Source organism: Streptomyces sp. NPDC028331, from assembly GCF_055565775.1.
Genome location: NZ_JBVHTR010000006.1, coordinates 335,602 through 361,891, shown reverse-complemented (window position 1 = coordinate 361,891; position 26,290 = coordinate 335,602). Strand labels below are relative to the sequence as shown.

At 72.3% G+C, this 26,290-nt stretch carries 26 protein-coding genes; 13 read left to right on the top strand and 13 right to left on the bottom strand.

Translation table 11 applies throughout. From position 1 onward, the window contains the following. Nucleotides 1-266: 266 nt before the first annotated feature. The 5 genes from ACZ4SW_RS11635 (at nucleotide 267) to ACZ4SW_RS11615 (ending at nucleotide 3,083) form a co-directional block, all read left to right on the top strand. On the top strand, nucleotides 267-554 hold the full coding sequence (locus ACZ4SW_RS11635) for an Ada metal-binding domain-containing protein (protein ID WP_468241130.1): 288 nt from the start codon (nucleotides 267-269) through the stop codon (nucleotides 552-554). Then, complete coding sequence (locus tag ACZ4SW_RS11630; RefSeq protein ID WP_468241128.1) at nucleotides 551-1,081, top strand: hypothetical protein; 531 nt, start codon at nucleotides 551-553, stop codon at nucleotides 1,079-1,081. Before ACZ4SW_RS11635 ends, ACZ4SW_RS11630 begins: the two co-directional genes overlap by 4 nt. Before the next feature lie 219 nt (nucleotides 1,082-1,300). Continuing rightward, a complete protein-coding gene (locus tag ACZ4SW_RS11625; protein WP_468241126.1) occupies nucleotides 1,301-1,855 on the top strand; it encodes a hypothetical protein in 555 nt (184 codons plus the stop codon). A gap of 17 nt (nucleotides 1,856-1,872) precedes the next feature. After that, nucleotides 1,873-2,250 carry a DUF3566 domain-containing protein gene (locus ACZ4SW_RS11620; protein ID WP_468241123.1) on the top strand — a complete coding sequence of 126 codons (378 nt, stop codon included), beginning with the start codon at nucleotides 1,873-1,875 and terminating at the stop codon, nucleotides 2,248-2,250. 41 nt (nucleotides 2,251-2,291) lie between these two features. Further along, nucleotides 2,292-3,083, top strand: coding sequence for a DUF429 domain-containing protein (locus ACZ4SW_RS11615; protein ID WP_468241121.1), 792 nt, complete (start codon nucleotides 2,292-2,294; stop codon nucleotides 3,081-3,083). Nucleotides 3,084-3,164: 81 nt separating this feature from the next. On the opposite strand, the gene ACZ4SW_RS11610 is transcribed toward ACZ4SW_RS11615, so the two are convergent. The 3 genes from ACZ4SW_RS11610 to ACZ4SW_RS11600 all read right to left on the bottom strand — a co-directional run bounded on the left by ACZ4SW_RS11610 (nucleotide 3,165) and on the right by ACZ4SW_RS11600 (nucleotide 7,885). Next, on the bottom strand, nucleotides 3,165-5,138 hold the full coding sequence (locus ACZ4SW_RS11610; protein WP_468241119.1) for a collagenase: 1,974 nt from the start codon (nucleotides 5,136-5,138) through the stop codon (nucleotides 3,165-3,167). Nucleotides 5,139-5,297: 159 nt separating this feature from the next. After that, on the bottom strand, nucleotides 5,298-6,257 hold the full coding sequence (locus tag ACZ4SW_RS11605; protein ID WP_468241117.1) for a LysR family transcriptional regulator: 960 nt from the start codon (nucleotides 6,255-6,257) through the stop codon (nucleotides 5,298-5,300). Between the two features lie 185 nt (nucleotides 6,258-6,442). Then, on the bottom strand, nucleotides 6,443-7,885 hold the full coding sequence (locus ACZ4SW_RS11600) for a PP2C family protein-serine/threonine phosphatase (RefSeq protein WP_468241114.1): 1,443 nt from the start codon (nucleotides 7,883-7,885) through the stop codon (nucleotides 6,443-6,445). 45 nt (nucleotides 7,886-7,930) lie between these two features. Here ACZ4SW_RS11600 and ACZ4SW_RS11595 point away from each other — a divergent pair, with 45 nt between their 5' ends. The 3 genes from ACZ4SW_RS11595 (at nucleotide 7,931) to ACZ4SW_RS11585 (ending at nucleotide 10,855) form a co-directional block, all read left to right on the top strand. After that, nucleotides 7,931-8,743, top strand: coding sequence for an SAM-dependent methyltransferase (locus ACZ4SW_RS11595; RefSeq protein ID WP_468241112.1), 813 nt, complete (start codon nucleotides 7,931-7,933; stop codon nucleotides 8,741-8,743). A gap of 322 nt (nucleotides 8,744-9,065) precedes the next feature. Next, nucleotides 9,066-10,055, top strand: a complete 990-nt coding sequence (locus tag ACZ4SW_RS11590; RefSeq protein ID WP_468241110.1) for an aldo/keto reductase — start codon at nucleotides 9,066-9,068, stop codon at nucleotides 10,053-10,055. Nucleotides 10,056-10,402: 347 nt separating this feature from the next. Then, nucleotides 10,403-10,855 (top strand): DUF6098 family protein, encoded by a 453-nt coding sequence (locus tag ACZ4SW_RS11585; protein WP_468241108.1) that lies wholly within the window; start codon nucleotides 10,403-10,405, stop codon nucleotides 10,853-10,855. A 97-nt stretch (nucleotides 10,856-10,952) separates the two neighbouring features. On the opposite strand, the gene ACZ4SW_RS11580 is transcribed toward ACZ4SW_RS11585, so the two are convergent. Then, complete coding sequence (locus ACZ4SW_RS11580; protein WP_103839713.1) at nucleotides 10,953-11,126, bottom strand: CsbD family protein; 174 nt, start codon at nucleotides 11,124-11,126, stop codon at nucleotides 10,953-10,955. Nucleotides 11,127-11,325: 199 nt separating this feature from the next. On the opposite strand from ACZ4SW_RS11580, the gene ACZ4SW_RS11575 reads away from it, so the two are divergent. Then, nucleotides 11,326-12,204, top strand: coding sequence for an SCO6745 family protein (locus tag ACZ4SW_RS11575; RefSeq protein WP_468241106.1), 879 nt, complete (start codon nucleotides 11,326-11,328; stop codon nucleotides 12,202-12,204). A 58-nt stretch (nucleotides 12,205-12,262) separates the two neighbouring features. Here ACZ4SW_RS11575 and ACZ4SW_RS11570 read toward each other — a convergent pair whose 3' ends face one another. The 3 genes from ACZ4SW_RS11570 to ACZ4SW_RS11560 form a co-directional block, all read right to left on the bottom strand. Beyond that, nucleotides 12,263-12,730 carry a hypothetical protein gene (locus ACZ4SW_RS11570; protein WP_468241104.1) on the bottom strand — a complete coding sequence of 156 codons (468 nt, stop codon included), beginning with the start codon at nucleotides 12,728-12,730 and terminating at the stop codon, nucleotides 12,263-12,265. An 87-nt stretch (nucleotides 12,731-12,817) separates the two neighbouring features. Then, entirely contained in the window at nucleotides 12,818-13,384 is a 567-nt protein-coding gene (locus tag ACZ4SW_RS11565) for a cysteine hydrolase family protein (RefSeq protein ID WP_468241102.1), read from the bottom strand. 93 nt (nucleotides 13,385-13,477) lie between these two features. Beyond that, nucleotides 13,478-14,368, bottom strand: coding sequence for an LLM class F420-dependent oxidoreductase (locus ACZ4SW_RS11560; protein WP_468241099.1), 891 nt, complete (start codon nucleotides 14,366-14,368; stop codon nucleotides 13,478-13,480). A gap of 352 nt (nucleotides 14,369-14,720) precedes the next feature. Between ACZ4SW_RS11560 and ACZ4SW_RS11555 the strand changes: the two genes are divergently transcribed. Both ACZ4SW_RS11555 and ACZ4SW_RS11550 read left to right on the top strand, forming a co-directional pair. Next, the gene (locus tag ACZ4SW_RS11555; protein ID WP_468241097.1) at nucleotides 14,721-15,557 is read left to right on the top strand and encodes a universal stress protein; all 837 of its coding nucleotides are present in this window, start codon (nucleotides 14,721-14,723) and stop codon (nucleotides 15,555-15,557) included. Between the two features lie 199 nt (nucleotides 15,558-15,756). Further along, nucleotides 15,757-16,440 carry an OsmC family protein gene (locus ACZ4SW_RS11550; protein WP_468241095.1) on the top strand — a complete coding sequence of 228 codons (684 nt, stop codon included), beginning with the start codon at nucleotides 15,757-15,759 and terminating at the stop codon, nucleotides 16,438-16,440. Nucleotides 16,441-16,537: 97 nt separating this feature from the next. Here the strand turns inward: ACZ4SW_RS11550 and ACZ4SW_RS11545 are convergent, their stop codons facing one another. The 4 genes from ACZ4SW_RS11545 to ACZ4SW_RS11530 are packed head-to-tail and all read right to left on the bottom strand — an operon-like array spanning nucleotide 16,538 to nucleotide 20,854. Continuing rightward, nucleotides 16,538-17,404, bottom strand: coding sequence for a sugar phosphate isomerase/epimerase family protein (locus ACZ4SW_RS11545; protein ID WP_468241093.1), 867 nt, complete (start codon nucleotides 17,402-17,404; stop codon nucleotides 16,538-16,540). After that, nucleotides 17,401-18,417, bottom strand: a complete 1,017-nt coding sequence (locus ACZ4SW_RS11540) for a Gfo/Idh/MocA family oxidoreductase (RefSeq protein ID WP_468241091.1) — start codon at nucleotides 18,415-18,417, stop codon at nucleotides 17,401-17,403. Before ACZ4SW_RS11540 ends, ACZ4SW_RS11545 begins: the two co-directional genes overlap by 4 nt. 55 nt (nucleotides 18,418-18,472) lie before the next feature. After that, complete coding sequence (locus ACZ4SW_RS11535) at nucleotides 18,473-19,894, bottom strand: sugar porter family MFS transporter (protein ID WP_468241089.1); 1,422 nt, start codon at nucleotides 19,892-19,894, stop codon at nucleotides 18,473-18,475. A 9-nt stretch (nucleotides 19,895-19,903) separates the two neighbouring features. After that, nucleotides 19,904-20,854, bottom strand: a complete 951-nt coding sequence (locus tag ACZ4SW_RS11530) for a TIM barrel protein (RefSeq protein WP_468241087.1) — start codon at nucleotides 20,852-20,854, stop codon at nucleotides 19,904-19,906. Nucleotides 20,855-21,330: 476 nt separating this feature from the next. Between ACZ4SW_RS11530 and ACZ4SW_RS11525 the strand changes: the two genes are divergently transcribed. Then, nucleotides 21,331-22,332: a LacI family DNA-binding transcriptional regulator gene (locus ACZ4SW_RS11525; RefSeq protein WP_468241264.1), complete on the top strand. Its 1,002-nt coding sequence runs from the start codon at nucleotides 21,331-21,333 to the stop codon at nucleotides 22,330-22,332. 149 nt (nucleotides 22,333-22,481) lie between these two features. Here ACZ4SW_RS11525 and ACZ4SW_RS11520 read toward each other — a convergent pair whose 3' ends face one another. After that, nucleotides 22,482-23,486 carry a substrate-binding domain-containing protein gene (locus ACZ4SW_RS11520; RefSeq protein ID WP_468241085.1) on the bottom strand — a complete coding sequence of 335 codons (1,005 nt, stop codon included), beginning with the start codon at nucleotides 23,484-23,486 and terminating at the stop codon, nucleotides 22,482-22,484. 403 nt (nucleotides 23,487-23,889) lie between these two features. On the opposite strand from ACZ4SW_RS11520, the gene ACZ4SW_RS11515 reads away from it, so the two are divergent. Continuing rightward, nucleotides 23,890-24,912 carry a Gfo/Idh/MocA family protein gene (locus ACZ4SW_RS11515; protein WP_468241083.1) on the top strand — a complete coding sequence of 341 codons (1,023 nt, stop codon included), beginning with the start codon at nucleotides 23,890-23,892 and terminating at the stop codon, nucleotides 24,910-24,912. 127 nt (nucleotides 24,913-25,039) lie between these two features. On the opposite strand, the gene ACZ4SW_RS11510 is transcribed toward ACZ4SW_RS11515, so the two are convergent. Continuing rightward, on the bottom strand, nucleotides 25,040-26,197 hold the full coding sequence (locus tag ACZ4SW_RS11510) for a YihY/virulence factor BrkB family protein (RefSeq protein ID WP_468241081.1): 1,158 nt from the start codon (nucleotides 26,195-26,197) through the stop codon (nucleotides 25,040-25,042). Nucleotides 26,198-26,290: the final 93 nt, after the last annotated feature.

Below are 26,290 nucleotides of genomic sequence, written 5' to 3'. Positions count from 1 at the left end.
ACGAATTCTCCTTCGCCCGGTGGAGGTGCCTTGGCGCGGACCCACTCTGCCGTCGGCCGCTGAAGTGCCACTGGAGGGGCTCTCCTCCCGCGCGGCGTGTGAGCCCACGAAGAGAGCACGGCGTCCGGATTCCGCCGGCACCCCGGCCGGTCCGGCTGCCACAGTGGCCGGGGGTGCCGTACGCGGCGGAGAGGGCCGCTGCCGGATTCCGGTTCGGCATGCGTGCTCGCCGGTCCCGAGGGAGAAGAAGGAGGGTGTTGCGTCCCATGAGTGACATGGCCGGTCGGCCCCGTACCTACACACTGATCGGCGCCGACGGCCGGTCGTACCCGAGCCGGGCCCCCGGCCGGCTCGGAGGGCACCGAGGTGCCCGGCTGTACGGCCGTCTGGACTGCCCGTCCGCACTGCGCCATCTCGCCCGTGGCCACTACCGGGACCAGCGCGTCTTCTTCGCCGACGAGGCCACCGCGATCGCGGCCGGATACCGGCCGTGCGCGGTGTGCCTGCCGGAGCGGTACGCGCAGTGGAAGGCGCGGCGGAAGGGCACGGAGTGAACCCGGATCACCGCCGCACGCACATCCGGCCCCGTTCCCCGCTCGTCCGGCCCGCACGCGCCGCCGTGGACGCAGCAGGTCCCGGACCCCGACCGCACACCGAGGCCGAACTCGCCGCCCTGCTGACCTTGCTGACCACGGCCGGACCGCGCCTCGGCACGGTGGCGGTGGGCCACAGCCGCGACGACGCCTCCCGCGCGGCCGCGGCGGCCTTCGTCGCGGCCTGGCGGGCCCGCGGCAGGGAGGTCACCGCCGTCGTGGACTGGCCGGAACAGGCAGCGTCCTGGCTGCGCCAGGCCCGGCGGTTGACGGCTGCGGCCCCCGACGCCTGGGTGATCGCCGCCGCGCCGCTCGGCTGGGCGCAGATGTCAGGCCGCCTGCTGCACAGCACCGACTGGGACCCCTCCCGGACCTTCGCCTTCGCGTCCCTGCACGGTCCCGTTCTCCCCGCCCTCGTCGAGCCGGCCGCCCTCGACGGCCTGCGCGGAGTGACGGCGGACGGCGGCATCTGGGAGATGCCCGGCTGACGTCCGGCCGCAGGGCCCGGGGCGTCACCCGAACGGCCTCCCTGGCGCCGCCCGCGCCCGGCCCCGCCGAATCGGCCCTCTCCACTAGCTCTCCAGCCGCGCCGTCCTCGCCGTGCAGGGCTGCTCGCGGCCCCGCTTCCGGGTGCAGGGCGGCATTCCCGCACCTAGCGTCGGCATCGCACAGCGGGTGCCCTTCTCGGCGTGGGAGGTCGTTCAGCCATGGGATCTCGGACCGAACGCCGCAGCCGTCCCCGGGGCTCGCCGCTCGTGCGGCGCTGGCGTCAGGCGGCGGACCGGCATCTCACGCCTCTCCAGCGGTCGTTGCTGGTGACTTGGATCTCCTTCGGAGCGACCTTCGGCACGGTGCGGATCATCACGCACGGCATCCGCGGCGGATGGCTGCCCTGGGGCGACCTCTCCGTGGGCGGCGAGCACCTGCACCACTACAACATCGGCATCGTCACCCTGGCCGGCGTGGGCCTGATCGCCGTACGCGGTGACGAGCGGGCCGTCGGGCACCCCGCCGTCGCGGCCGCCTACGGGTGCGGGACCGCACTGATCCTCGACGAGTTCGCCCTGCTCCTGGACCTGCGCGACGTCTACTGGGCCCAGCAGGGCCGGATCAGCGTCGACGCCTCCGTGGGCTTCCTATCCGCGCTCGGCACGTATCTGACCGCCAAACCCTTCTGGCACGAGGTCGGCCGGATCACCCGGCACCACATCGCCTCGACGGCCAAGCGCGGCGTCTCGGCGGCCGCCCGAGCGGCTTCGTGAGGCGTGAGGAGGACTCCATGAGAGCGACCCCGGGCGCCACGGACGGCACAGGCTCCGGCGGACGGCCGCCCGGGGGGCCGCCGGAGCCGCGCAGGCCCCGCGCACGACTGCGGCTGTCGGGGGCGGATCCCTGGTCCGTCATGACGACCAGCTTCCTGATATCGCTCGCCCTGGGGGTCTGCTCGACCGTGACCGTCGTCCTGCTGTGGGCGCTGTTGAGTGTGCTCGGCGCGGTCGCCTGGCGGTCGGTGGTCTGGGTGTTCACCCTCACCGCCGGCACCGCGGTGCTCGAGGTCGCCCTGACCACGGCGCTGGCGACCCTGGCCGCCTTCCTCTACAACATGTCGGCCGGCGTCGCGGGCGGCGTCGAGCTGACGGTGACCGAGGACGAGTAGCGGGTGGATCCGGTGGGCACTGCTGCGGGACCATTCCGGACGTGATACGACCACAGGCGGTGACGGTCGGTGTCGATCTCGCCGCGAGCGCCCGGCGTACCGCCGTGTGCCGGATGACCTGGTACGGCGGGTCCGGGGCGACGGTGGAGTTCCTCGCACCCGAGGGGGACGACGGCCTGCTGGCCGTGGTCCGGTCGGCCGACAAGACCGGCCTGGACTGTCCTCTCGGCTGGCCGTCGAGCTTCGTGGCGACCGTCGAGGCGCATCACCGGGGTGAGCGGCTGCCGCCTGCCGTGGGGTACGGGGAACACGCGGACGGACGGCCCGGGCTGGACCCGCTGCGGTTCCGGCTGACCGACGACATCACCTGGAAGGCGACCGCCATGCGGCCCCCGCTGTCGGTGTCCACCGATCTGCTGGGCGTCGTGGCGCTGCGGGCGGCACGTCTGCTGGACGCCCTGGCGGCGACGGGGGCGAAGGTGCCCCGGGACGGCTCCGGACCGATCGCCGAGGTCTACCCGGCCGCCGCGCTGCGGCGCTGGGGGATCCGGCCCACCGGCAGCTACAAGAGAACGACGCCCGAGGCGCGGGCCGTCCGGGAGCACATCGTCGGCTCGATCGAGGCCGGGCTGGGAACGCCTCTGCCCGGCGCCGCCCGGGAGCGGTGCGCCGACAGCCACGACCATCTGGACGCCCTGGTCTGCGCCCTGGTCGCCCGCGCCGTCCTGACCGGGGACACCGTGGGGCCGCGCACCGCGGACGAGCGGGCCGCCGCGGCGCGCGAGGGCTGGATCCACCTGCCGGGCACGGCCCTCGCCGCCCTCCGCCGCTGAACCGGCGGTGGGCCGACCGGCCTGCCGACCCGGCCGAGGGGCCGACCGGCCGCCCTGCCGCCGGCCGGCCCGTCGGACGCGCTACCGCTTCGGACGCGGGGCACCGTGCCCCGGGCCGGCCGTGCCCGGACCGGCGCAGGCGCCCGCGGCGCACGCGGTGAGCCAGGCGTCGAAGTCGGCGTCGTAGCGGGCGCCGATGCCGGAGCCGTACACGGCGTACCCACCCGGGTAGTCGCCGGCCCGGAAGCGGGCGAGCATCCGCTGGATGTCCGCCGGGTGCCTCTCGAACATGTAGCGGACCGCGAGGTAGCCCCACGGGTAGGTGCGGGTCACGTCGCTGTTGGCGTAGGTGTTCTGGAACAGCGTGCTCAGTGTGTAGGTGTGCCTGCCCGCCTCGGCGACCGCCTGGTCGTCGGTCATGCCGCGGTAGCCGTAGGAGACGTATTCGGCCAGCCCCTCGATCCACCAGACGTCCGGCACCGCCGTCTGCTGGGAGAAGTCGCCCTTCATGTCGTCGCGGGCGTCGAGGTAGTGCGTGTACTCGTGGTTGAGGTTCCAGATCCGGGCCGTGAAGCCGTCGTCGGACTCCTTCTGGTACATGATCGAAACGGGTTGGTTGCGGGGGTCGGCGGGATCCCCCACCAGGGTGATGCCGCCGTTGTCCGTGTCGACGCCGAAGATCGCCCCGGCGTAGGTCCGGTAGGCGGTGCGGTCGGCGAACACGACGAGCTGGACGGTCGATTCGTGCTGACCGGGTATCGGTCCCTCGTCCTTGACGAGGGCGTGGAAGTACGGGTCCTGGCCGGCCAGGCCGGCGCACGTGGCGTCGAGGTCGGCGGCGGTCAGGGCCTGCGCCCGGATGGTGTGGGTCCCGTCGCAGGCGTGGGTGATGGGCAGCGCCGCCTTCGCCAGTCTGCCGGGGAGGTCGCAGACGCCGTAGTACGAGCAGTGCGCCTTGTCGTAGGAGTCGAGCTGCGTCGCCACCGCCACCCACAGCCCGGCCGTCGGCCCGGTGATCCGGGACGCCCTCAACAGGCCCTGGACCAGCGGGCGGACCGTGCCTCGCAGGACGGGATGCTCGATGTGCCGGGCCAGGTTCATGCCCGCGTTGGAGTCCAGGTAGGCACGGTCGGTCCCCAGCAGGTTCCGGTGGCCGAGCGCGAACGCGTGGAGGGTGTGGAGGATGCGCGGGTCGGCCGTGACCGCGTCCACATAGGCGGGGTTCCAGTTTCCGCGCCACAGGGGCGTGTAGACGTCGTTGACGGCCGCGACCATGCTCGCGACGGCGTCATAGGAGCTGTTGTACCCGCTCAGCACCCTGCGGTAGACGTTCAGGTAACGGCCCTGCAGATCGGCACTGTCGGTGAGGACGATGACGTCGCCCAGGACGTCGCCGTTCGCCGAGGTGACGTCCCGCGCGTGGCGGCGGGCGAAGAAGGCGTCCAGACCCCGGGCCGTGGCCGTGGTCAGGGCCGTGCCGTACGGGCCCACCTGGGACGGGTTGTTGAACTGCACGTAGTAGCCGGCCCGCAGGAACAGGACGAGCTGCCATATGCCGGCCGAGTCGTCGCCACCGTATCGCCGCGCCGCGTGCGTGAAGGCGTCGGCGACCGTGACCATTCGAGGCTCACGGAAGATCGCGCGCGCGTCCGCGCCGGTGACCGCGAACAGGCTGTTGACGCAGTCCACGGTCGAGGTCGCGACGAACGCCACGAGGGCGGACCCGCTCCGGCGGGCGAAGTCGGAGGGGGCGCAGGGCCCCGCTTCGGGCGCCTTCGGTCCGGCGGCGGAAGGCGGTTCATGCGCGGGTGACTCCGCTCGCAGCGGCGGGAGCCGGTCCGGCGGGATCCGCCGTCCCTGCACGGCCCGGTCCGGGGCGCCGAAGTCTTTGCCGGTCGGAGGCACGGGCGGCCTCGTGACTCCGGATGCGGTCACGGCGCCGGAGCGGGCCTGCGGCGGCGCGGCGAGCGCCGGAGTCGTCAGCAGGCCGGCGACGGCGGCACAGACGGCGAGGACGCCGATCAGGCGTCCGGGCAGGGCGAAGCGGTAGCGCATCTGGGCTCCTTCACGGATAGATGCGCCTCGGAGACGGTGATGAGGCGTGAGAGGCACTTTCTCAACGGCCGACCGTCCCCACAATGGGATGTGACATAGCACAGCGCACCGCATCGCCCATAACACCTGGCACGGCGTCCGGCCGGATTCCCGCCGGAGCTATGTCGCGGTCCCGCTCCACGTCCGCGAGGCCCACGTCCTCAGGTGCGGAGAGCGAGCGGCGAGGTCCTGGTAGGCCGTGGTGGCGGACACGTACAGCGTCTCGGCCAGCTCCTCGGGAACTCTCTCGCGCCGCCAGGCCAGCACATAGCGGCACCACAGCGGTGTGCCCGTCAGGGGTTTGACGAGTACGCCCGGCGTCGGCGGGAGTGTCGCCTGCACCGGGGACACACCGAGGCCGTCGGCGATCATGTGCTGCAACTGCAGCCGGTCGCCGAGGAATTCGTGCACCACCGCGGGTGTGAAACCGGCCGCCTCGCACGCCGCGTAGAACACTCCCGGCCAGCCCGCCCCGTCGTCGGGTGTCACGAACCACCCCTCCTCCGCCAGGTCGGCGAGCGCGACCTGGGGGTGGTGTCGGAGCCGGTGGCGAGCCGGCAGGGCCACGAACGTCGGCTCGGTGACGATCCCCCGATGCGCCACCGCGGCCGAATGACGCAACTCCCTTCCCGGGTAGTCCGCGGCGATCGCCGCCTCCACCACGCCCTCCTGGAGGAGTTCGACGATCCGCGAGGACGCGTACACGCTGCTGACCATGAGGGACACGTCCGGCAGCCGGCGCCGGACCCGGACCACCATGCCCGGCAGGATCGGCGAGTTGGTCGCTGCCAGGCGCAGGGTTCGACGCGGTCTCTCCGTACTCCCCGGCGGACGGCGCCCGATCTCCTCCACGCGGGCCAGGACCTCCCGGGCCCGGCCCACGACTTCCACGCCGTACCGGGTGAGCCGCACGCCCGCGGACCCTCGTTCGAACAACTGCTCACCGAAGTGACGCTCAAGGCGCTGCAGTTGGGTGCTCATGGCGGGTTGCGAGTACCCGAGGTCCGCGGCGGCCCGGCCCACGCTGCCCGCATCGGCGATCGCGCACAGCACGCGCAGATGCCGCAGCTCCAACTCCATCGGCCCATTCCTCTCCGCGTGACCGGCCCCGGGTGGTCCCGGCGGAGGGGAAGCGTTCCATCGCCCCGCGTCACCCACAAGACGCTGATGAGCCCTTCAGCGGCCGGGGCGAGGTGCGTCACCGCGCACGCGTGCGGCGCATCACCACACCCACCCCGGGGGCGCCGGACCGGCCTCGCGGTCGTTCAGCCCAGCGCGGGCGTCAGTTCGGCGAGGAGGACGGTCCGGTCGTCCGTGCCGTCGGTGGCGGGCGTGTCGTGCAGCAGCCGCCGGCCCAGCGCTTGCAGGGCGCCCGCGCCGGTGGTGTCGGCGGAGGCGGCGGCGTACCTGTCCAGAAGGCCGGCGAGGGCGGCGATGCCCTGGTCGATGTCGGTGTGGCGGGACTCGACCAGGCCGTCGCTGTAGAGGAGCAGCAGCGCGGGCTCGGGCAGGTGCAGCACGGTCGGTTCGTAGGTGCCCGTGCCGAGGCCGAGCGGCAGGCCGGCGCTGGCGAGGGTGACCGGTGCTGCCCGGCCGTCCGGGCCCCGGATCAGCGGGGGAGGGTGACCCGCGCCGACGAACGTACAGGTACGGCGTTGCGCGTCCCACTCGGCGTACATGCAGGTGGCGAAGGAGGCGCCCGGGGTGTCGCAGGCGAGTGCGTCGAGTCGGCGCATCAGCTCGGCGGGGGTGATGTCGAGGCCCGCCAGGGTGCGCGCGGCCGTGCGCAGCTGGATCATGGCGACCGCCGACTCCGGACCGTGCCCCATGGCGTCCCCGACGACCAGACCGATACGGCCGCCCGGCCGGGGCAGGACGTCGAACCAGTCGCCCCCGATGATGTTGTCGGATCCGGCGGGAAGATAGCCGTGGGCGATGCGGCAGCCCTCGAACTCCTGCGCGGTGGCGGGGAGCAGGCTGCGCCGGATCGCCAGAGCGGTGCGGCGCTCGCGCTCGTACCGGCGTGCGTTGTCCAGGGCCACGCAGGCCCGCGCGGCCAGCGACTCGACCGCCGCGGTCTCGCCGGGCCTGAAGGGTGCCCGGTGCGGACCACGACTGCCGACGACGAAACCGACGGCGGTACCGCGCAGGTGCAGCGGCACCACGAGGAAGGAGACCGTCTGCAGGAGCCGGCTGATCCGGGCTTCGTCGCCGCCGGAGGCGGTCAGGCGCTCGGAGGTGTGGGCGTCGACCGCGTCGAGCAGTTGCGTGCGCCGGGTGGCCAGGGCGCGGGCGTACGGCGTCTCGCGCGGGAAGACGATCACCTCGCCGACCGGCAGTATGCCCTCCCAGTCCTCCGCCGCGTCCGTTCCCACGCGCAGCGCGAGCCGGCGGGCCTCGATCTGCGGCGGATCCGCGACGGCGTAGGCGTTCTCCGCGACCAGCCAGCGCTGCAGCAGGTAGACCGATGCGGCGTCGCAGAACCCGGGCGTCAGCGCGTGCACGATATGACTGCCCGTCAGGTGCAGGTCGAGCTCGGAGCCGATGACGTCGGCCGCGGGGGAGAAGGGGAACCGGCGGGCCGAGCTTGCGGCCGCCGGTGCTTCGCCGAAGTGGCTGCGCGCTTCGTTCCGCAGGGTCGTGCCTTTCCGGGTGGGCCGGGTGCGGCCGGGCGGCAGGGGATCGCCTCGCCGCGTGGTCGCTGGCAACTATATGATGGAACATCAAGATCATTGTGGATGGGGGGAGTTGAGATGCCCGGTAACGAGGGTCTCCCGCAGGGCGTCGATACCGACAAGGCGAGCGTCGCCCGGATGTACGACGCCATGCTGGGCGGCCAGCACAACTTCGCGATCGACCGGGAAGCGCTGGCGGCGTTCACCGCCATCGACCCCCAGGTGCGCACCCTGGCACGGGCCAACCGCGCCTTTCTCCGGCGGGCCGTGCGCTATCTGATCGGGGCCGGGGTGCGGCAGTTCATCGACCTCGGCTCGGGCATTCCCACCCAGGGCAACGTCCACGAGGTGGCACAGGAGGCCAGCCCCGGAGCGCGGGTGGTGTACGTGGACAACGACCCGGTGGCCGTGGCGCACAGCGCATCCCTGCTCGCCGACAACCCGCACGCGGACATCGTCGACGCCGACATCCGGCGGCCGCAGGACATCCTCACCTCGCCGCAGGTGCGGAAGCTGATCGACTTCGAGGAGCCGGTCGCCGTCCTGATGATAACGATCCTGCACTTCATCACGCCCGAGGACGACCCGGCCGGACTCGTGGCCGCCTTCCGGGACGCCGTCCCCGACGGGAGCTGGCTGGCGATGAGCCATGCCACGAACCAGGACCGGCCGGACACGGCCGCCGCCGTGGGCAAGCTGTACCGGTCCCGGGCGACGTCGCCGGTCACCGCCCGCTCCTACGACGAGATCCTCGCCCTCTTCGACGGCTTCGACCTGGTGGAACCCGGCCTCGTCCACGTGCCGCTGTGGCGCCCGGACCCGACCGACCCGGTCCCGGACAACCCGCGGGAGTTCTGGGTGTACGCGGGCGTCGGCCGCAAGGGCCGCTGAGGCGGCCGCGGCGGCCGCAGCCTTGACTTCGAGTGCACGCGAAGACCTAGCGTGCGGGACGTGGCTCACCGGGAACAGGCGCGGGCGGTGGACGCCCGGCGGCCGATCGCCACGTGGGCGCACACCGCCCTCGGTGCACGCCCGGCCTCGCGGTGTCCCGGACGTGCCACCTGTCGTCTCCCGGGATGCCGACGCGGCGGATCCGCTGCTCCATGGAGCTGAGGAGGCCGGTGAGGCCGCGAGGCCGCGAACACGGTGAGCCTCGCGCTCCGCACGTACGCGCGGAGCAACGACAGCATCGCAAGGAAAGGCTGAGACGCACATGAAGCAGCGCAGGCTCCGGGACCTGGAGGTTTCCGCCATCGGTCTCGGCTGCATGGGGATGTCCGCCTTCTACGGCACCGCCGACGAGGACGAGGGCATCAGGACCATCCGGCGCGCCCTCGAGCTGGGTGTCACGTTCCTCGACACCGCACAGCTCTACGGCCCGCTCACGAACGAGACGCTGATCGGCCGCGCGATCAAGGGGCACCGCGACGAGTACGTGATCGCCACCAAGTTCAACTACCGGATGGACGACGCCGTCCCCGGGGACATCAGCACCATCGGACGGCAGGACGGCTCGGCCGAGCACGTGCGCAGCTCCGTGCACGGCTCGCTCAAGCGGCTCGGGACCGACTACATCGACCTGTACTACCAGCACCGCGTCGACCCGAACGTGCCGATCGAGGAGACCGTCGGCGCGATGGCGGAGCTGGTCGCGGAGGGCAAGGTACGGCACATCGGCCTCAGTGAGGCGGGTGCGGAGACGCTCCGCCGGGCGAACGCCGTGCACCCGATCACCGCCGTGCAGACCGAGTACTCCCTGTGGTCGCGCGACCCGGAGGCCGCGGTGCTGCCCACCTGTCGTGAGCTGGGGATCGGGTTCGTCCCCTACTCGCCGCTGGGGCGCGGCTTCCTCGCGGGCCGGTTCACCTCGCCCGACGAACTGGACGAGGGCGACTTCCGGCGCAACGGCCCCCGTTTCACCGGGGAGAACCTGAAGGCGAACCTCCGGCTGACCGAGAAGGTGAAGGAGATCGCCACCGAGAAGGGCGTGACGCCGGCGCAGCTCGCCCTCGCCTGGGTGCTCGCGCAGGGCGAGGACCTGGTCCCGATCCCGGGCACCAAGCGCCGTACGTACCTCGAGCAGAACGCCGCCGCGGTGGACGTCGAGCTGACGAAGGACGACCTCGCCCGGATCGAGGCGGAGCTCCCGCCGCCGGCGGGCGACCGCTATGACGAGGCGGGGATGGCGGCCGTCGATCTCTAGAACGGCGGGCGGCGCTCTCCGGGACGGCGGCCGTCGATCCCCGGGGTGGCTGAGGCGATCTCCGGGGCGGCGGCCGTCGATCCCTGGGGTGGCTGAGGCGATCTCCGGGGCGAAGCGATCTCCGGGGCGGCGAGGCGATCTCCGGGACGGCGAGGCGATCTCCGGGGCTGCGGCCGTCGACCGCTCGGGACGGCATCCGTGGATCTCCGCACGTCACCATGGATGGTCCTCCGTCACACGGGTACCCGGTGACGACCGCCGGTGCGGGAGCACTGGTGCCGTCGTGGTGGGGAACTGGTGGCCAAGGGGCCACCAGGACAGGGGCGACTGTGAGGAGGAGCGACCGTATGAACGCCACGGACGACCTTCCCGTTGTGCGGACCCTCGGCGAGCTGGGGGCCCTGGTGGACCGTGACTCCGACCTCTACGTCCGCTGGTCGCGTGGCCCCGCCGCCGATCTGGGCAACGCGAAGAGCCGGGACGACCTCACCGGCGTCCCGATGCCCGGGCTGTCGGCCAACCCCCTCGGCGTCGAGCCCTGGTGGGGGGACCGGCCGGTCGAGCTGTGGGTGGCCCGGCGGCTGCACGACTACTCGCACCTGCCGCGTGAGAAGGGGGAGGGGGTGCGCCCCTGGGTCCTGCGCGGCCGGGTCGAGGGACGCGGGCCCGACAACGAGCCGCTGGTACGGGACGTGGAGCCGGTCGGCTGGGTCGACGAGAAGGTCATCAGGGAGGCGCAGACCGAGGTCGACCGCCAGTCCGGTTCCTGGGGGCCGCTGCGCCGCGACGACGGACGCTGAGCGCGCCGCGGCGAGGGGCGCCGAGCCCCCGGAGCGCACGCGCGGCGGGGCCCCGGTCCACCGGACCGGGGCCCCGCCCGTGGGCGCGCCTGGTGCGTCAGCGCTTGAAGATGTCCTTCGCCTTCTCCTTCATCTGGCGCATGTCGCCCTTGGACTTCTTGCCTCGACCTTCGGCCGTCATCGACTCATTGCCGAGTGCGCGGCCGAACGTCTCCTTGATCTTGCCCTTGGCCTGTTCGAACTTCGCTTTGGCCTTCTGTTCTCCAGCCACCGTTGCTCCTCCACGTCGCATGTCGACTGGGGGTTCACGACGTCGAGTGATCGGGGATGCGACACCCAAACATGGACCGTGCGATCGGCGCCTTCCGCCGCTTCTCCTGCCACTCTCCTATGACGGCTGTCATGATGGCTGCTGTGCCGGCGGTCAGGACCGGCCGACGGGGTGCGGGACGACGAATCGAGGGGGCACGGTGAGTGACGTTTCTTCCCGGCTGATGTGGGAGCTCACGGAGCCGGTGCACGACCTGGTGTACTTCACCCCCGAGGCGCGGCAGGCGGCCGACGAGGCAGGGATGCGCGGCTTCTGGATGGGCTACTTCGGTCTGCGCGCCGCGCCGCTGGGGCCCGTTCCCGCGGCGGTCGTGACCAGCAGCTTCTATGTGTTCCACCCCGACCGGGTGGCGCGGGCGCTGCCCGACGCGTGGCGGTACGCGACACCGTCGGACCTGCTGGCGGCCAGGGAGCGGGCCGTGGACCTCGCCATGCGGCGGCTGTACGAGGAGGAGGCCGTGCGCAGCGCGCCGATGGCGGAGGCGGCGGACCTCGCGTGGGCCGCGGCCGAGGCGGCCGACACCGCTGGACGGGTGCTCGGCGGGGCCAACCAGGCCCTCGAACGGCCGGTCCAGCCGCACGTACGGCTGTGGCAGGCGGCGACCACGCTCCGTGAACACCGCGGTGACGGGCATGTCGCCGTGCTGGTGAGCCGCGGCATCGGCCCGGTCGAGGCGATGGTGCTCAAGGCCGCCGCGGGCGAGTCCGACGGCGCGTTGCTGCGTGAGGGCCGGAAATGGGACGCCGCCACCTGGCGGGGCACCGAGGCGGCGCTGCGGGAGCGCGGGTGGATCGACGACGGTGGGCGCCTGACCGAGGCGGGAGCGGCCGAGCACCAGGCCGTCGAGGAGGCGACCGACGCCGCCGCGGAGGGGCCGTGGCGGGCGCTCGGCCACGAGGCCACCGCACGGCTGGCCGAACTGCTCACCCCGTTGGCCCGGCAGGTGGTCACCGCCGGAGTGATCCCCTCCGGCAACCCGGTCGGACTCACCGGCGCCCGTTCGAGCGGCTCAGCGTGACGACGCCGTGAACAGTCCGTCGGCAGAGCGGCAGGCAAGGCACCGGAGGGGCAGGTGATCAGTCCCAGAGGGGGTACGTCACCACGCGTCCGAACCCGTCCGGGCTGCCGTCGGTGTAGGTGAGGCTCATCCGGGTGTAGTGCTGCATCTGCGGGTGCTTCTTCCACGGCTGCGGGTGGTCGAGCCGCACGATGACCGGATACGAGTGGAACCTGCCCGCCGCACAGTACGGCTTGCAGTCGTTGACCATGTTGACGGCCTCGGCCACCGCCGAGCTCGGCCCCCACTGCGACCAGTGGACCGAGGACAGAAGGCTGTTGCCGTCACCGCAGGCGATCACGAAGGCGCCGGGGCGTACTTCCGGTTGCCAGAAACAGTCGACGACGACGGGGCTCCCGGACGCACGCTGCGCGCTGTGCGCGGCCGACGGGGCCGCGGCCGGGGCGGCGGAAGCCGTTCCCATGACTGCTGTCAGCGATGCGACGGCACCGAGCAGGACCGCCTTGGTGACTGTGTGTGTGCGCATGTCGGCTCCCGCCCGTCTGTCTCCGGACTCCCGTGCCACGCTACGACCCTGCCCGGGGGTTGCACCACTTGACCCGGCCGGTCCGGTTCAGCCCGCGTCGGCCGGCGCGAAGGTCACCTCCGCCGTGTCGACCGTTCCGCCGCGGCGGCCGGGAGCGCTGTGCCAGTTCCAGTAGAGGTTGGTGTGGGCGATCACCTGCTCCGGGGACGGCGCGCCGTACTTCGTCAGATCCTCCGTCGTGTGCGCGTCACCGACCAGCGTCACGTCGTATCCGCGGACGAAGGCGCCGTGCAGGGTGGACCGTATGCATCCGTCGGTCTGGGCGCCGGTGACGACGAGACGGCCCACGCCGCGCTCGGCGAGCACCGCCTCCAGCTCGGTGTCCTCGAACGAGTCGCCGTAGAGCTTGTGGACGAGGGGCTCCCCGTCGCGGCGCACCAGCTCCGGCACGTACTCCCAGCTCTCGCTGCCCTGCTTGAGCTCGTCGCCGGAGTGCTGCACCCACACCACGGGCACGTCCTCCGCGCGGGCCCGGTCGACCAGCGTGCCGATGTTCGCGATCACGCTGTCGCGGCGGGGCGTGCCCGCCACCACCCCGTTCTGGACGTCGATGATGAGCAACGCCGTGTTCGGCCGGTTGGGCAGGGTCGTCATGGGGACTCCGTCGTCTCGTGCCTGGTCGGTGATCCTGTGCCGATGACCACAGTAGGACGGGGCACTGACAACGGACCCCGGAACGCGCCCCGGTCAGCTCAGCAGCGCGGCCAGGCGGCGCCAGGCGGCCCGGGGGAGGGAGTCGCGGGGCTGGTCGTCGACGATCTGGAGGGCGACGTGGTCCGCCCCCGCCGCTCGGTGGGCCTCGATCCGTTCCCGGATCCGGTCGTCGTCGCCCCAGGCGAACAGCGCGTCGACCAGCCGGTCGCTGCCGCCGTCCGCGAAGTCGTCCTCGGTGAAGCCGAACCGGGCGAGCGCCTTGGTGTAGTTGGGCAGCCCCAGGTAGACGGCGAGGCCGGCGCGGGCCGTCGCGCGGGCGCGGTCCGGGTCCGTCTCCAGGACCACCTTCGTCTCGGGAGCCAGCAGCGGGCCGTCACCGAGGATCGCGCGGGCCTCGGCCGTGTGGTCGGTGGTCACCAGGTACGGGTGCGAACCGGCGGCGCGGTCGCGGGACAGCTCCAGCATCTTCGGCCCGAGCGCGGCCAGCACACGGCGCTCGGCCGGGACCCCGGCGGCGTCGAGCGCGTCCAGATAGCCGACCATGGCCGAGTACGGGCGGCGGTACTGGTCCGCCAGTTTCGCATGGCTCACGCCGAGCCCGAGCAGGAAGCGCCCGGGGTGGGTCCGCTCCAGTTCCGCGACGCTCGCCGCCGTGTCGCCCGCCTCGTACTGCCAGATGCTCTGGATCCCGGTCGCCACGACGAGCCGTGAGGTCGCCTCGATCAGCGGCACCGCGTGGCGCACCGCGCTGCTGCCGCCCAGCCACACCGCGCCGAAGCCGAGTTCCTCCAGTTCGGCGGCGGCGTCGGCCAGTTCGCCGCGCCTGGCCGGGTCCTCCGAACGCAGTCCGGCACTCCAGACGCCGTACCGCCCGACGCTCTCCTTCAGCGAGCCCACGCGGTCCGTGCGGGTGATGTCGCTCATCGGTTCCGATCCCTCCGTACCCGGTGTGGTGAGCTGCCCGCACACCACTTGATCACAGCAGAGCCCAACCGGCGCCGGAGGAGGCGTATTCCACGCCGTGTCCCTCCCGGATCCGCGCCGGACGGTGCGCGTAACCGGCCCGGGCCCCGGACGCCCTCCGCGGCCCGGGGCCGTTGCCCGGGACCGACCGGGCCCCGGAGTCCGACGGCGCCGAGGCCGTGGCCCGCACCCGCGCACGGTCGGGGGCCGAAAGTCCCCGACAAGGGACCGAAGTGCCCCTCTCACCGCTCCGCGGCCGGTGTGACGGTGAAAGGTGAGCCGCTGCGGAGCCGGACGGAAGGCGGTGGGAACCATGGAGCCGCCCCTGGTGGTGGGCGTCGACGGATCGGAGTGCAGCCTGGTGGCGGTGGACTGGGCGACCGACGAGGCGGCCCGGCACGGGCTGACCCTGCGGCTTCTGTACGCCTCCGCCGGTGAGCGTGACGAGGACGACGTGCCCCCGGACGTCATCGCCACCGCCACGGAACGCGCCCGGCGCCGCGATCCGGGGGTGAGGGTCATCGCCGATGTCCTGCCCGAGGACCCGGTGGACGCGTTGCTGCGCGCGGCACTGCACGCCTGGGCCGTGGTGATGGGCAGCCGGGGTCGCGGCCCGCTGACGGGGCTGCTCCTCGGCTCGGTCGGCCTGACCGTCGCCGGTCGCGCCCAAGGGCCGGTGATCGTGGTCCGCGGCGACAAGGCCGGCCTGGAGGGCGCGCACGCGCGGATCCTGCTCGGTGCCGGGGAGCCCGGCACGAGCGGCGCGGCGGTGCGGTTCGCCCTCCGCGAGGCCGAGGCGCGGCACTGCGTGCTGGACGTCGTCCGCGCCTGGCGTCCCCCCGCGCACCGGCCCATCGACCACCCCCTGCTGCGGGGGACCCCGGCGCTCTCCTGCGAGGAGCGGGCGGCCACCCTGATCGACGCCCTGCTCCAGGACGCCCTGGCCGACCACCCGGACGTCCGGGTGCACCGTTCCACGGTCGAAGGCCCCGCCCGCAGGGTCCTCCTGCACCGCTCGGCCGCCGCCGATCTCGTGATCATCGGCGTCCGGCGCGGCCACGACCGCCGGGCGCTCCACCTGGGCCGCGTGGCCCACACCCTGCTGCACCACGCGGAGTGCCCGGTGGCCGTCGTACCGGAGTCGCACTGAACGCCGCGGCAGGGACGTTCGGCCCCGGGTCCGGGCTGTTCGGCCTCAGCGGCCCGGGAGGGCGGCGCGGTGCACTGGAGGTGTCGGCAGGAGGCGACCGCACCCCGAGGAGGAACGGATCACCAGGCCCGGGACATCGAGGTCGAGCACGGCACGTGATCGCCCCCGGCGCCACGTGCCGAGTCTGGACGGTGACATCGTGAACGCAAGGCAACGGCTCGCGGACGGCGTACGCACCCGGCGCGGTCGTACCGTCACCGTCTCCGGATTCACGCCCCAAGGGCTGCCCCCGAACATGGGGCGCGTCGTGCTCGGCATCACCTGCGAACCCGACGAGGGGGAGGGGACGCTGGCCTCGCTGACGCCCGAAGAGGCCCGGCGCGTCGCCGGACTGCTGCTCCACCGGGCCGCCGCCTTCGTCCCGCGGGTCCCGGGGCCGCCGGGCCACGCGGACGCCGTTCCGATCGCGGCGGACGCGTACGAAATACGGCTGCGCGGACACATACTGGCCGTGGACCAGCCGGTGCCGGACGGCGGCACCGACACGGCCCCCACCCCCGTGGAACTCTTCGTGGCGTCGCTGGCCGGGTGCGTCGCGCACTGCGCCGGACGGTTCCTCGACCGCCACGACCTCAGCCGTGAGGGGCTGCGGATCGAGACCGACTTCCGTACGGCGTCGGGCAGGGCGCCCCGCGTGACCTCGGTTTATCTCCGGGTGCGCGTACCCGCGCTCCCCGCCGGACGACGGGACGCGCTGCGGGCGGTGATGTCCCGCTGTGCCGTCAAGAACACGCTTGCCGCACCACCGGAGATCGTCATCGCCCTGCCCGAGGACGGGATCACAGGGGCTTCGCCGGCCGGTCCGGCAGACGGACGCCGATGACCGCCGTCTGCAGCCCTAACCGTGGGCGGGGCCGACCGGGCCGGACGGCGCTGAGGTTGTGGATGCGCCGGCAGCGGTGGGAGCCGGTGCCGGAGGCTCACACGGCGAGTTCCTTGCGGATGCGGTCCAGCATGAACGCGGAGGACTCCCGGGCCCGTTCCTCCCAGGCGAAGACACAGGCCGTGGCGACGCCGTCGAAGTTCAGCTCGCGCAGGGTGCCGAAGAAGGCGTCCCAGTCGACCTCGCCCTGACCGATGTCGAGGTGCTGGTGGATACGAGCCGGGGTGCCGGGAGGGTTGAGGATGTAGCGCAGGCCCGACGATCCCTTGTGGTTGAAGGAGTCGGCGATGTGCACGTGCTGGAGCTTGTCGCCGGCGTAGCGCATCATCGCCGCGATGTCCGCCTGCGGGTCGGCGCCCGAGAGGTGGAAGGAGTGCGGGGCGCAGTACAGGTAGTTCACCCAGGGCTTGTTGATCGCGCGGACGAGGTCGACCGCGGGGGTGTTCTCCTCGCAGAAGTCGTCCGGGTGGGCCTCCAGGTTCAGAGCGATCCCTTCCCGCTCGAACAGCGGCAGCAGCTCCTCCAGCGAGCGCCAGAACGCCGCCTCGCTCTCGGCGGCCCGCTCCGGGCGGCCGTTGAACTCCGAGTTCATCAGCGGGCATTCGAGGTCCGCGGTGATCTCGATCATCCGCTTCCAGTAGCGGACGGCCGCCCGGCGTTCCGTCTCGTCGGGCGACGACCACTTGTACAGGGGCAGCACCGAGGACAGCCGGACGCCGTGCGTGCGCAGCGCGCGCTTCAGCTCCGCTACGCGCTCGTCGTCCGCCCGCGGGTGCAGGAAGAACGGCATGAAGTCGTCCCGTGGGGACAACTCGATGTACTCGTAGCCGAGTTCGGCCACCGTGCGCACCATCTCGTCGATCGGCAGGGCGCGGAACATGTACGGGTCGAGGGCGATTTTCATGCGGTGCCTCCGTAGAGGGTGGGGCGGGGCTTGAGGTCCGTGGCGACGACGCGGCCCGACTCCAGGGCCTCGACGGTCGCGCTGGTGATGACGGTGGCGGCGTAGCCGTCCCAGGCGGACGGCCCGGTGGGCTGTCGGCCGGCGGCGAGGCCGGCGATCCACTCGCGGAACTCGGTGTCGAAGGCGTCCGCGAAGCGGCCCACCCAGTCCGTGAGCACCTGAGTGCTGTGCTGTCCGGCGGTGCGCACGCCGACGGCGGCCGGATCGGGGAGTCGCACGAGGCCCTCCTCGCCGACCGCCTCGCACTGGATGTCGTAGCCGTACTGGCAGTTGACGAAGACCTCGAGGTCGATACGGACGCCCTTCGCGGTCTCGAAGAACATGATCTGGGGGTCCTTGAGGTGCGCGAACCGCTTGCTCGTGGCGCGCGGGGTGACCACCTGGGTGGAGACGATCTCGTCGTCGAGCAGCCAGCGCAGCACGTCCACCTCGTGCACGGCCGTGTCCAGGGCGGCCATGCCGGAGGTGTAGGACTCGGGGACGGTGGGGTTGCGGTGGGCGCAGTGCACGATCAGCGGGGTGCCGATCCGGCCGGAGTCCATGACCTGCTTCATCTGGCGGTAGCCGGCGTCGTAGCGGCGCATGAAGCCGACCTGGACCAGGCGGCGGCCGTGTGCCGTCTCGGCCTCGATGATCCTCAGGCAGTCCTCGGCGGTGGTGGCCAGCGGCTTCTCGCAGAAGACCGGCTTTCCGGCGGCTATCGCGTTCAGCACGTGTTCGGCGTGGGTCGGGCCCCAGGACGTCACGAGGACGGCGTCGACGTCGTCCGCGGCGATCAGGGCCGCACCGTCGGGCAGCACTCGGGCGCCGACCGGCGCCGCCGCCTCCTCGGCGCGGTCGGCGTCGATGTCGGTGACCGCGGTGACGCGGGCGCCGGTGACGGTGTGGGTGAGGCGCCCGATGTGCTCCTTGCCGATCCATCCGGCGCCGATGACGCCTACGCGCACAGTCATGGGTGGTGGTCCTTTCTGCGGCCCCGGGCCGCCGCGGGCCGGGGACAGGAGGGAATCAGGAGAAGCGCGCCCGGAGTTCGGCTTCGAGGGTTTCGAGGGTGCGGCCCTTGGTCTCGGGGACGAAGACCTTGACGAAGGTGAGGGAGAGGATCCCCGCCACGACGAAGAGGAAGAAGGTGTCGGAGATCCCGATCCCGGAGACCAGCGACGGGAAGACCAGGCCGATCACGAAGTTGGTCAGCCACAGAACCACCGCCGCCACGCCCATGCCGAAGCCGCGCATCCGCATCGGGAAGATCTCCGACAGCATCAGCCAGGTGACCGGCGAAATCGCGCCCTGCTGGAAGGCGAGGAACGTGACGGTCATGGCGAGGACGGCGTACGCGCGGCCGTCGCCGGAGGGCAGCACCAGCGAGAAGACGCCGATCAGCAACAGGGCGGCGGTCGTGCCGAGCTGACCGGTCATCAGCATCGGGCGGCGGTCGACGCGGCCGAGCAGCCAGATGCCGACGAAGGTGGCGAGGACCGAGATCACGCCGTTGGCGATGTTCGCCGTCAGGGCGCTGTCGGCGGCGAAGCCGGCGTCCGTGAGGATCTGGGTGCCGTAGTACATGATCGTGTTGACGCCGGTGATCTGCTGCACGATCGCGATGCCGAAGCCGACGAACATGAGCTTGCGGACCCACGGAGTGGACCTCATGTCCTGCCAGCCGCCGAGCCTCTCCCGCTCCTCCCTCACGGCGAGCGCGGACACCTCGCTCAGTTCCGCCTGCGCGCGCGCCTCGGACCGGACCTGCTTGAGGACGTCCAGGGCCTCGCCGAAGCGGGTCCTGGAGGCCAGCCAGCGGGGGCTTTCCGGCATGACGAGCATGCCGAACCAGAGCGCGACGGCCGGGATGGTGGCGATGACCAGCATCCAGCGCCAGATGCCGCCGGACTCGCTGCCCACGTTCGCGATGACCGCGTTGGAGGTGAAGGCCAGCAACTGCCCGGTGACGATCATGAGTTCGTTCCGGGTGACCAGCGCACCGCGCCGTTCGGCGGGGGAGATCTCCGCGAGGTAGACCGGCACGGTCACCGAGGCTCCGCCGACCGCGAGGCCGAGCACGAAGCGGGCCACGACCATGACCGCGGTGGTCGGAGCGAGGGTGGCGCCGAGCGCACCGGCGAAGAACAGCACCGCGAGGGTGAGGATCGTACGGCGCCTGCCGCGGGCGTCCGACAGGCGGCCGCCGGCGACCGCGCCCAGTGCGGCGCCGAGCAGGAGCGAGCTGGTGACCATGCCCTCGGTGAACGGGGTCAGACCGAGGTCCTTGCTCATGTAGGGCAGGGCACCGTTGATGACACCGGTGTCGTAGCCGAAGAGCAGGCCGCCGAAGGTGGCGATGACGGTGATGAGCCGCAGCCGCCGGGAGACGGCGGGCGGGGTGCCCGCCGTGACCGTGGGGGCCTGGGCCGTGTCGTCCCTGACGTCCATGGCCGCCTCCTACCGGGTGGTGTTCGGGCGTCGGGTACCGGACAGGCCGCAGCCGGCCAGGTGCTCACGGGTGCGCAGTGCGATGGGCAGCGGCACCTCGGGAGCGCACGGGTACAGGTCCTGCTCGACGATCACGAACAACTCGGCGTCGAGAGCGGCCAGTTGGGCCACCACGTCGGCCGGGTTCGGCACACCGGCGGGCGGGGACACGCACACGCCGCGCCTGACGGCCTCGCCGAAGGACAGGCTCTCCGCCGCCACCTGGGCGAGGATCTCGGGGTCCATCTGCTTGATGTGGACGTAGCCGACGCGCTCGCCGAAGCGGCGGATCAGGTCCAGGTTGTCACCGCCGCCGTAGGCCACGTGACCGGTGTCCAGACACAGGTTGGTCCAGCGGCTGTCGGACTCGTTCAGCAGCCGCTCGATCTCCGGCTGGGTCTGGATGTGGCTGTCTGCGTGGGGATGGACGACCAGCCGGACGTCGTACTCGTCCAGCAGGAGCCTGCCCAGCCGGTCGGCGGCCCGTCCGAAGCCCGACCACTGCTCGGCGGTCAGCTCGGGGGACTCGGTGAACGCGCCGGTCTTCTCGTCCCGGTACATGGGCGGGATGAGGACGAGGTGGTGGGCGCCCGCGGCGGCGGTCAGACCGGCGACCTGCCGGACGTGGGCGAGCGTGTCGTCCCAGGCCTCGGGGCGGTGCAGGGCACCGAAGGCGGTGCCGCCGGAGACCTTCAGCCCGCGGGCGTCCAGTTCCTCCCTCAGGCGCTGCGGGTCGGTGGGGAGGTAGCCGTACGGTCCGAGCTCCAGCCACTCGTAGTCGGCCCGGACCAGCTCGTCGAGGAAGCGGGTGTACGGGACCTGGTGCTCGTCCTCGGGGAACCAGACGCCCCAGGAGTCGGGGGCGGAGCCGAGGCACAGATTGCCCGCGACGGTGCGGAGCGGGGTTGGCGCCGTTGCCATGACGTGTCCTTCGGGGAAAGGTGGGGATCAGTGGGCGGTCGGGAAGTCGAAGCCGGCGGTTGCCCGCTGGGCGGGCTCGGGCCGCAGGGGTGACGACCTTCGGCCGGGCGGACGCCCTCGGGGCCGTGGATGGGGGAGTCTCCGACGAAGGAGCCCTTCAAACCGCCGGAGGCGTGGGGGGACATCGGCGCGGGCACCGGCACCGGAGCGGATACCCGTCCACTCCGACATGGCCCGTGGTCAGCACTTCGAACGGCATCACGCTGGTGTCCCTTCGTGCCCGGGGGACCCGGGACCGGTCACGGAAGAAAACGAACTGGTGCGCTCTACTAGCGCGCTCTAGTGCGAGTACGATGACTCCTGTCCAAATGTCATGTCAATAGCTTGTTGCCGGGAGATTTCAGCTCGCCCGATAAGGTGGGCGCCGTCGGAGGGTGGGATCACTGGTGGATGCGTCGGGCAGGCAGCGCCCCACGATGGCGGACGTCGCCGAGAAGGCGGGCGTCTCCCGGGCGCTCGTCTCGATCGTGTTCCGCAACCAGCCGGGGGCCGGCGAGGAGACCCGGCAGCGCGTGCTCCGCGTCGCCGACGAGATCGGCTACCGCCCCGACAGCGCGGCCCGCCTGCTCGCCCGCGGGCGCAGCCGCACGCTCGGCGTGATGTTCACCGTCCACCAGACCTTCCACGCCGACCTCGTCGAGGGCATCTACCCCGAGGCCGAGCGACTCGGCTACGAGGTCCTGCTGTCCGCCACCGCCGAGGGCCGCGGCGAGACCAAGGCGGTCGAGGCGCTCCTCGGCCACCGCTGCGAGGCGGTGATCCTGCTCGGCCCCGACGCCGATCCCGCCGACCTCGATGCGCTCGGGCAGCGCACGGTCACCGTTTCGGTCGGCCGGCGCGTGCCGCACGTGCGTGTGGACAGCGTCCACACCGCCGAGGGCAAGGGCATACGGCAGGCGATGGACCACCTCGTCGGGCTCGGGCACCGCCGGATCGTGCACATCGACGGCGGCCGGGGCCCCGGCTCCGCGGAGCGACGGCGCGCCTACCGGGCCGCGATGCGCCGCCATGGGCTCGAGTCCGAGGTGCGGGTGATCCCCGGCGACCACACCGAGCGGTCCGGCATCGACGCCGGGCGGCTCCTGCTGGAGGAGCGGGCGGGCGGGCGACCCCTGCCGACGGCCGTCCTCGCAGGCAACGACCGGTGCGCGATGGGCCTGCTGATGTCGCTGGTGCGGGCCGGTGTCGAGGTGCCCCGGGACCTGTCCGTCGTCGGGTACGACGACAGCCACCTCTCCCACCTGATGCCCATCGGCCTGACGACGGTGCGGCAGGACGCGATGCTGATGGCGGAGCACGCGGTGCGCTTCGCGGTGGAACGGCTGGAGGCGCCGGAGCGTGAGCCGCGTGAGGCGGTGCTCGACCCGAAACTGGTGGTGAGGGGGACCAGCGGGCCGCCGCCCGGAGGACCGGTCTGACGGCCCCCGGTGCGCCCGTGGGGAGGGCCCGGACCGAGGTCCGGACCCTTGTGGTCCCCGTCTCTCCGTGATCCCCGCCCCGTGCGCCCGTGGGACTCCTCGGCCTGCCGGACGGCGACGACCCGTTCGGCAGGCCGTCGGGTGACCGGTCAGCGCGTCCCGTTCTCCGCGAACTTGGCGATGGTGTCGACGTTGTCCTTGGTCACGAAGGCCGGTCCGGTCAGGACGGGCGCGGTTCCGCCGCCGCTGAAGTTGCCGTTGGTCCTGTACAGCCACAGGGAGTCGACGGCGAGGTAGCCCTGCAGATAGGGTTGCTGGTCGACCGCGAACTCCACCTGCCCGCCCTGAACGGCCTTGACCAGGTCCTTGTTGAGGTCGAAGGTCGCGACCTCAGCTTTGCTGCCCGCGTCGGACACCGACTGCACGGCGGTCAGCGCGAACGGGGCGCCGAGCGTGACCACCTGGTCGATGGAGGGGTCCTTCTGCAGCTTGGCGGTGATCGTCGACTTCACGGACGGCATGTCGGTGCCGTTGACGTAGAGGTTCTCCGTCTGTCCCTCGAAGCCCTTCTTCAGGCCCGCGCAACGGGCCTCCAGGGCGACCTGCCCCTGTTCCTGGATGACGCACAGGGCGTGCTTGGCCCCGAGCTGGTTGAGCCGCCGGCCGAAGGCCTGGCCGGCGATGTTCTCGTCCTGGCCGAAGTACTCGAGCATGCCCAGGCTCTTCCAGTCGCCCAGGCCGGAGTTGAAGCCGACGACCGGTATGCCGGCGGCCTTGGCCTTGGCCACCACGGCCTTCATGGCGTCGGGCTTGGCCGCGGTGAGCGCGATGCCGTCGACCTTCTGGTCGATCGCGTTCTGGACCAGGTTGGCCTGGTTGCCCGCGTTGGGGTCGCTGGAGTAGACGAGCTTGATGTTGTCCTTGGCGGCTGCGGCCCGGGCGCCCTTGCTGATCAGGTCCCAGAAGGTGTCGCCGGGCGCGGCGTGGGTGACCATGGCCACGGTCATGCGCGGCGTGGCGGCCTTGCCGGCCGACACGTTCGACCCGGCGTTCTCGGCCTTCTTGCCGCCGGAGCTGCTGGAGCAGCCGGCGGCGAACAGGGCGCCGACGAGAACGGTGGCGGTCAGGGCGGCGGCTCGGTTGTATCTGTGCATGTCCCTTGCACCTCGCTGTGCGGTCGGGGGGGAGGGTGGTCTGTGCGGAGCTGGTCCGGCTGTCACGTCGGGGCGGGGCGTGCGGGCCCCGAGTGTGACGACGGGGCCGCGCCCGGCGGGGTGCCTCGTACGGTGTGGCGAGGCGGGTCCGGGCGCGGGCGGACGCGGGTGCTCGGGTGGCGGCGGAAGTGCTGTGCGCGGCGGCCAGGGGTGCGGACCGCCTCGGTGTCACTGGAGCGCTCCACTAGCGCGCTCTAGTGGCAGGTACTATGAGGCGGTCGGCAGGGGTTGTCAACGGCGTCGCCACGCCACGGCGGTCGTCGAGCCGTCCCCCCGCGTTCGGCCCGCCGCTTATGCTCTGGGTTCCAAGGGCGTGTGGGAGTCACGGAACCGAGGGGTGGGCATGGTCGGCGAACCCGTGCGATGGGGAATTCTGGCGACCGGCGGGATCGCGGCGGCGTTCACGGCGGACCTGGTGGACCTGCCGGACGCGGAGGTCGTGGCGGTGGCCTCGCGGAGCACGGAGTCGGCCGAGAACTTCGCGGCGCGGTTCGGGATATCGCGGGCCTACGGCGATTGGAGCGCCCTCGCGGCGGACGACGACATCGATGTCGTGTACGTCGCCACTCCGCACTCGGCCCACCGGACCGCTGCCGGGCTCTGCCTGGAGGCCGGTCGCGGCGTGCTGTGCGAGAAGCCGTTCACGCTGAACGTGCGCGAGGCCGAGGAACTGGTGGCGTCGGCGAGGCGGCGCGGGGTCTTCCTGATGGAGGCCATGTGGATGTACTGCAACCCGCTGATCCGGCGCGTGGCCGACCTGGTGCGCGACGGAGCGATCGGTGAAGTGCGCGTGGTGCAGGCCGACTTCGGGATCGCGGGGCCCTTCCCGGTCTCGCACCGGCTGCGGGATCCGGAGCAGGGCGGGGGCGCACTGCTCGACCTCGGCGTGTACCCGGTCTCGTTCGCGCAGTTGCTCCTCGGTGAGCCCGCGGACGTGACGGCGCGAGCGGTGCTTTCCAAGGAGGGCGTCGATCTCCAGACGGGTGCTCTGCTCTCATGGGAGAACGGTGCTCAGGCTGTGGTGCACTGCTCCATCATCGGCGGGTCCCCCCGGACCGCGTCGGTCACCGGATCGCACGGCCGCATCGACATCCCGCACACCTTCTTCCATCCCGACCGCTTCGTGCTGCACCGCGACGGCCGTGCCCCGGAGGAGTTCCGGGCCGACCCGGCGAACGGTCCCGTCAACAGCTTCCGCCACGAGGCCGTCGAGGTCATGCGAGCGCTCCGCGCCGGTGAGACGGAGTCTCCGCTCGTCCCGCTGGACGGCACGCTCGCCGTGATGCGGACGCTCGACGCGATACGGGACCACATCGGCGTCCGCTACCCGGGAGAAGCCGACGACCCCGTGGGCGTGCCGGCTTGAGCGAGCCCGACCAGTAGCTCCTGCGCCGGCTTCCGGGGCCGACCCGGCCAGTGCGCCCACCGTCCGGAAGCCGGTGGAACCGTTCGCCGACGGCGCCCGCCGCGTCGGCCACACGGTGGGGAGGCTCTCACGGCCCCTCCAGGCGCCGCCGGTCGTCCTCGTCCCACTTCCGGGTGTCCCGTGGCGGGGCGTACGGCTCCGCGTCGGGCGGGTAGCCGCCGGCGACGGCCCGCTGGCGCGCGATCTCCGCATCGAACTCCAGACCCAGCAAGACCGCCAGATTGGTGATCCACAACCAGACCAGGAAGACGATCACACCCGCCATCGTGCCGTAGGTCTTGTTGTACGAGGCGAAGTCGGCCACGTACACCGCGAACCCCGCGGAGGCGATCATCCAGATCACCAGGGCCAGGAAGCTCCCCGGGGTGAGCCACCGCCACCCCGTCACCCTGGCGTTCGGACTCGCCCAGTACAGGATGGCGATCATCACGGTGACCAGGAAGACCAGGACGGGCCACTTGGCGATGGACCACACCGTCAACGCTGTACCGCCGATGCCGAGCGCGGCCCCGGCCTGACGGGCGAGGCCACCGGTGAACACCACGATCAGCGCGCTGACCACGGCGAGCACCAGCAGCACCAGCGTCACCCCGACGCGCACCGGGAGCACCTTCCACACCGGGCGGCCCTCGGGCACGTCGTAGACGGCGTTCGCCGCACGGATGAAGGCGGCCACGTAACCGGACGCCGACCACACCGCCAGCACCAGGCCGACGACCGCCATCACCGAACCGGTGGCGGCACTGCCCTGCAGTTGTTGCACCGCCCGCGTGAGGATGTCGCGGACCGAGCCGGGGGCGAGCTGTTTGACATCGGCGAGCACCTGCTCGGTGGTCGACCTGCCGGTCAGGCTGAGCATGGACACCAGTACCAGCAGCGCCGGGAACAGCGACAGCACCCCGTAATAGGTCAACGCCGCCGCCCGGTCGGTCAGCTCGTCCTTCTTGAACTCCCGCAGCGAGCCCTTCAGCACCGCGCGCCACGACCGTCGGGGCAGCTCCGTCGGCGCGTCGGGCGCCCGACGCTCCACCTCGGGCCCCGGGCCGAACTCCTGCTCCTCGCCGCCGTCAGCCGCGGCCGCCACGGTCGGCTCCGCCGGCCCCGGGCCGGTGTCCGGCCGGGGGCCATGGCCGGTGTGCTCATCGGTGTGCCGGCTGTGGTCCGGGCGCCGGCCCTCTGTGCGGTCGCTGTGATCCTTGTGTCGGAACTTCGGTAGCCGAGCCATACCCGCCGGGTATCCCTCGGCTCTCCCGGTGATGTGTCGCACGGGTCCCGTTTATTCGGCACGTGCCGCTCCTCGCCGGCCGCGGCCGGGGCG

Bases quoted from the DNA above. Each gene is read 5' to 3' on its own strand.
- ACZ4SW_RS11635 (WP_468241130.1), top strand. From the start codon at position 267: ATGAGTGACATGGCCGGTCGGCCCCGTACCTACACACTGATCGGCGCC.
- ACZ4SW_RS11625 (WP_468241126.1), top strand. From the start codon at position 1,301: ATGGGATCTCGGACCGAACGCCGCAGCCGTCCCCGGGGCTCGCCGCTC.
- ACZ4SW_RS11620 (WP_468241123.1), top strand. From the start codon at position 1,873: ATGAGAGCGACCCCGGGCGCCACGGACGGCACAGGCTCCGGCGGACGG.
- ACZ4SW_RS11610 (WP_468241119.1), bottom strand. From the start codon at position 5,138: ATGCGCTACCGCTTCGCCCTGCCCGGACGCCTGATCGGCGTCCTCGCC.
- ACZ4SW_RS11605 (WP_468241117.1), bottom strand. From the start codon at position 6,257: ATGGAGTTGGAGCTGCGGCATCTGCGCGTGCTGTGCGCGATCGCCGAT.
- ACZ4SW_RS11595 (WP_468241112.1), top strand. From the start codon at position 7,931: ATGCCCGGTAACGAGGGTCTCCCGCAGGGCGTCGATACCGACAAGGCG.
- ACZ4SW_RS11590 (WP_468241110.1), top strand. From the start codon at position 9,066: ATGAAGCAGCGCAGGCTCCGGGACCTGGAGGTTTCCGCCATCGGTCTC.
- ACZ4SW_RS11585 (WP_468241108.1), top strand. From the start codon at position 10,403: ATGAACGCCACGGACGACCTTCCCGTTGTGCGGACCCTCGGCGAGCTG.
- ACZ4SW_RS11570 (WP_468241104.1), bottom strand. From the start codon at position 12,730: ATGCGCACACACACAGTCACCAAGGCGGTCCTGCTCGGTGCCGTCGCA.
- ACZ4SW_RS11565 (WP_468241102.1), bottom strand. From the start codon at position 13,384: ATGACGACCCTGCCCAACCGGCCGAACACGGCGTTGCTCATCATCGAC.
- ACZ4SW_RS11560 (WP_468241099.1), bottom strand. From the start codon at position 14,368: ATGAGCGACATCACCCGCACGGACCGCGTGGGCTCGCTGAAGGAGAGC.
- ACZ4SW_RS11555 (WP_468241097.1), top strand. From the start codon at position 14,721: ATGGAGCCGCCCCTGGTGGTGGGCGTCGACGGATCGGAGTGCAGCCTG.
- ACZ4SW_RS11545 (WP_468241093.1), bottom strand. From the start codon at position 17,404: ATGAAAATCGCCCTCGACCCGTACATGTTCCGCGCCCTGCCGATCGAC.
- ACZ4SW_RS11540 (WP_468241091.1), bottom strand. From the start codon at position 18,417: ATGACTGTGCGCGTAGGCGTCATCGGCGCCGGATGGATCGGCAAGGAG.
- ACZ4SW_RS11535 (WP_468241089.1), bottom strand. From the start codon at position 19,894: ATGGACGTCAGGGACGACACGGCCCAGGCCCCCACGGTCACGGCGGGC.
- ACZ4SW_RS11530 (WP_468241087.1), bottom strand. From the start codon at position 20,854: ATGGCAACGGCGCCAACCCCGCTCCGCACCGTCGCGGGCAATCTGTGC.
- ACZ4SW_RS11525 (WP_468241264.1), top strand. From the start codon at position 21,331: ATGGCGGACGTCGCCGAGAAGGCGGGCGTCTCCCGGGCGCTCGTCTCG.
- ACZ4SW_RS11520 (WP_468241085.1), bottom strand. From the start codon at position 23,486: ATGCACAGATACAACCGAGCCGCCGCCCTGACCGCCACCGTTCTCGTC.
- ACZ4SW_RS11515 (WP_468241083.1), top strand. From the start codon at position 23,890: ATGGTCGGCGAACCCGTGCGATGGGGAATTCTGGCGACCGGCGGGATC.
- ACZ4SW_RS11510 (WP_468241081.1), bottom strand. From the start codon at position 26,197: ATGGCTCGGCTACCGAAGTTCCGACACAAGGATCACAGCGACCGCACA.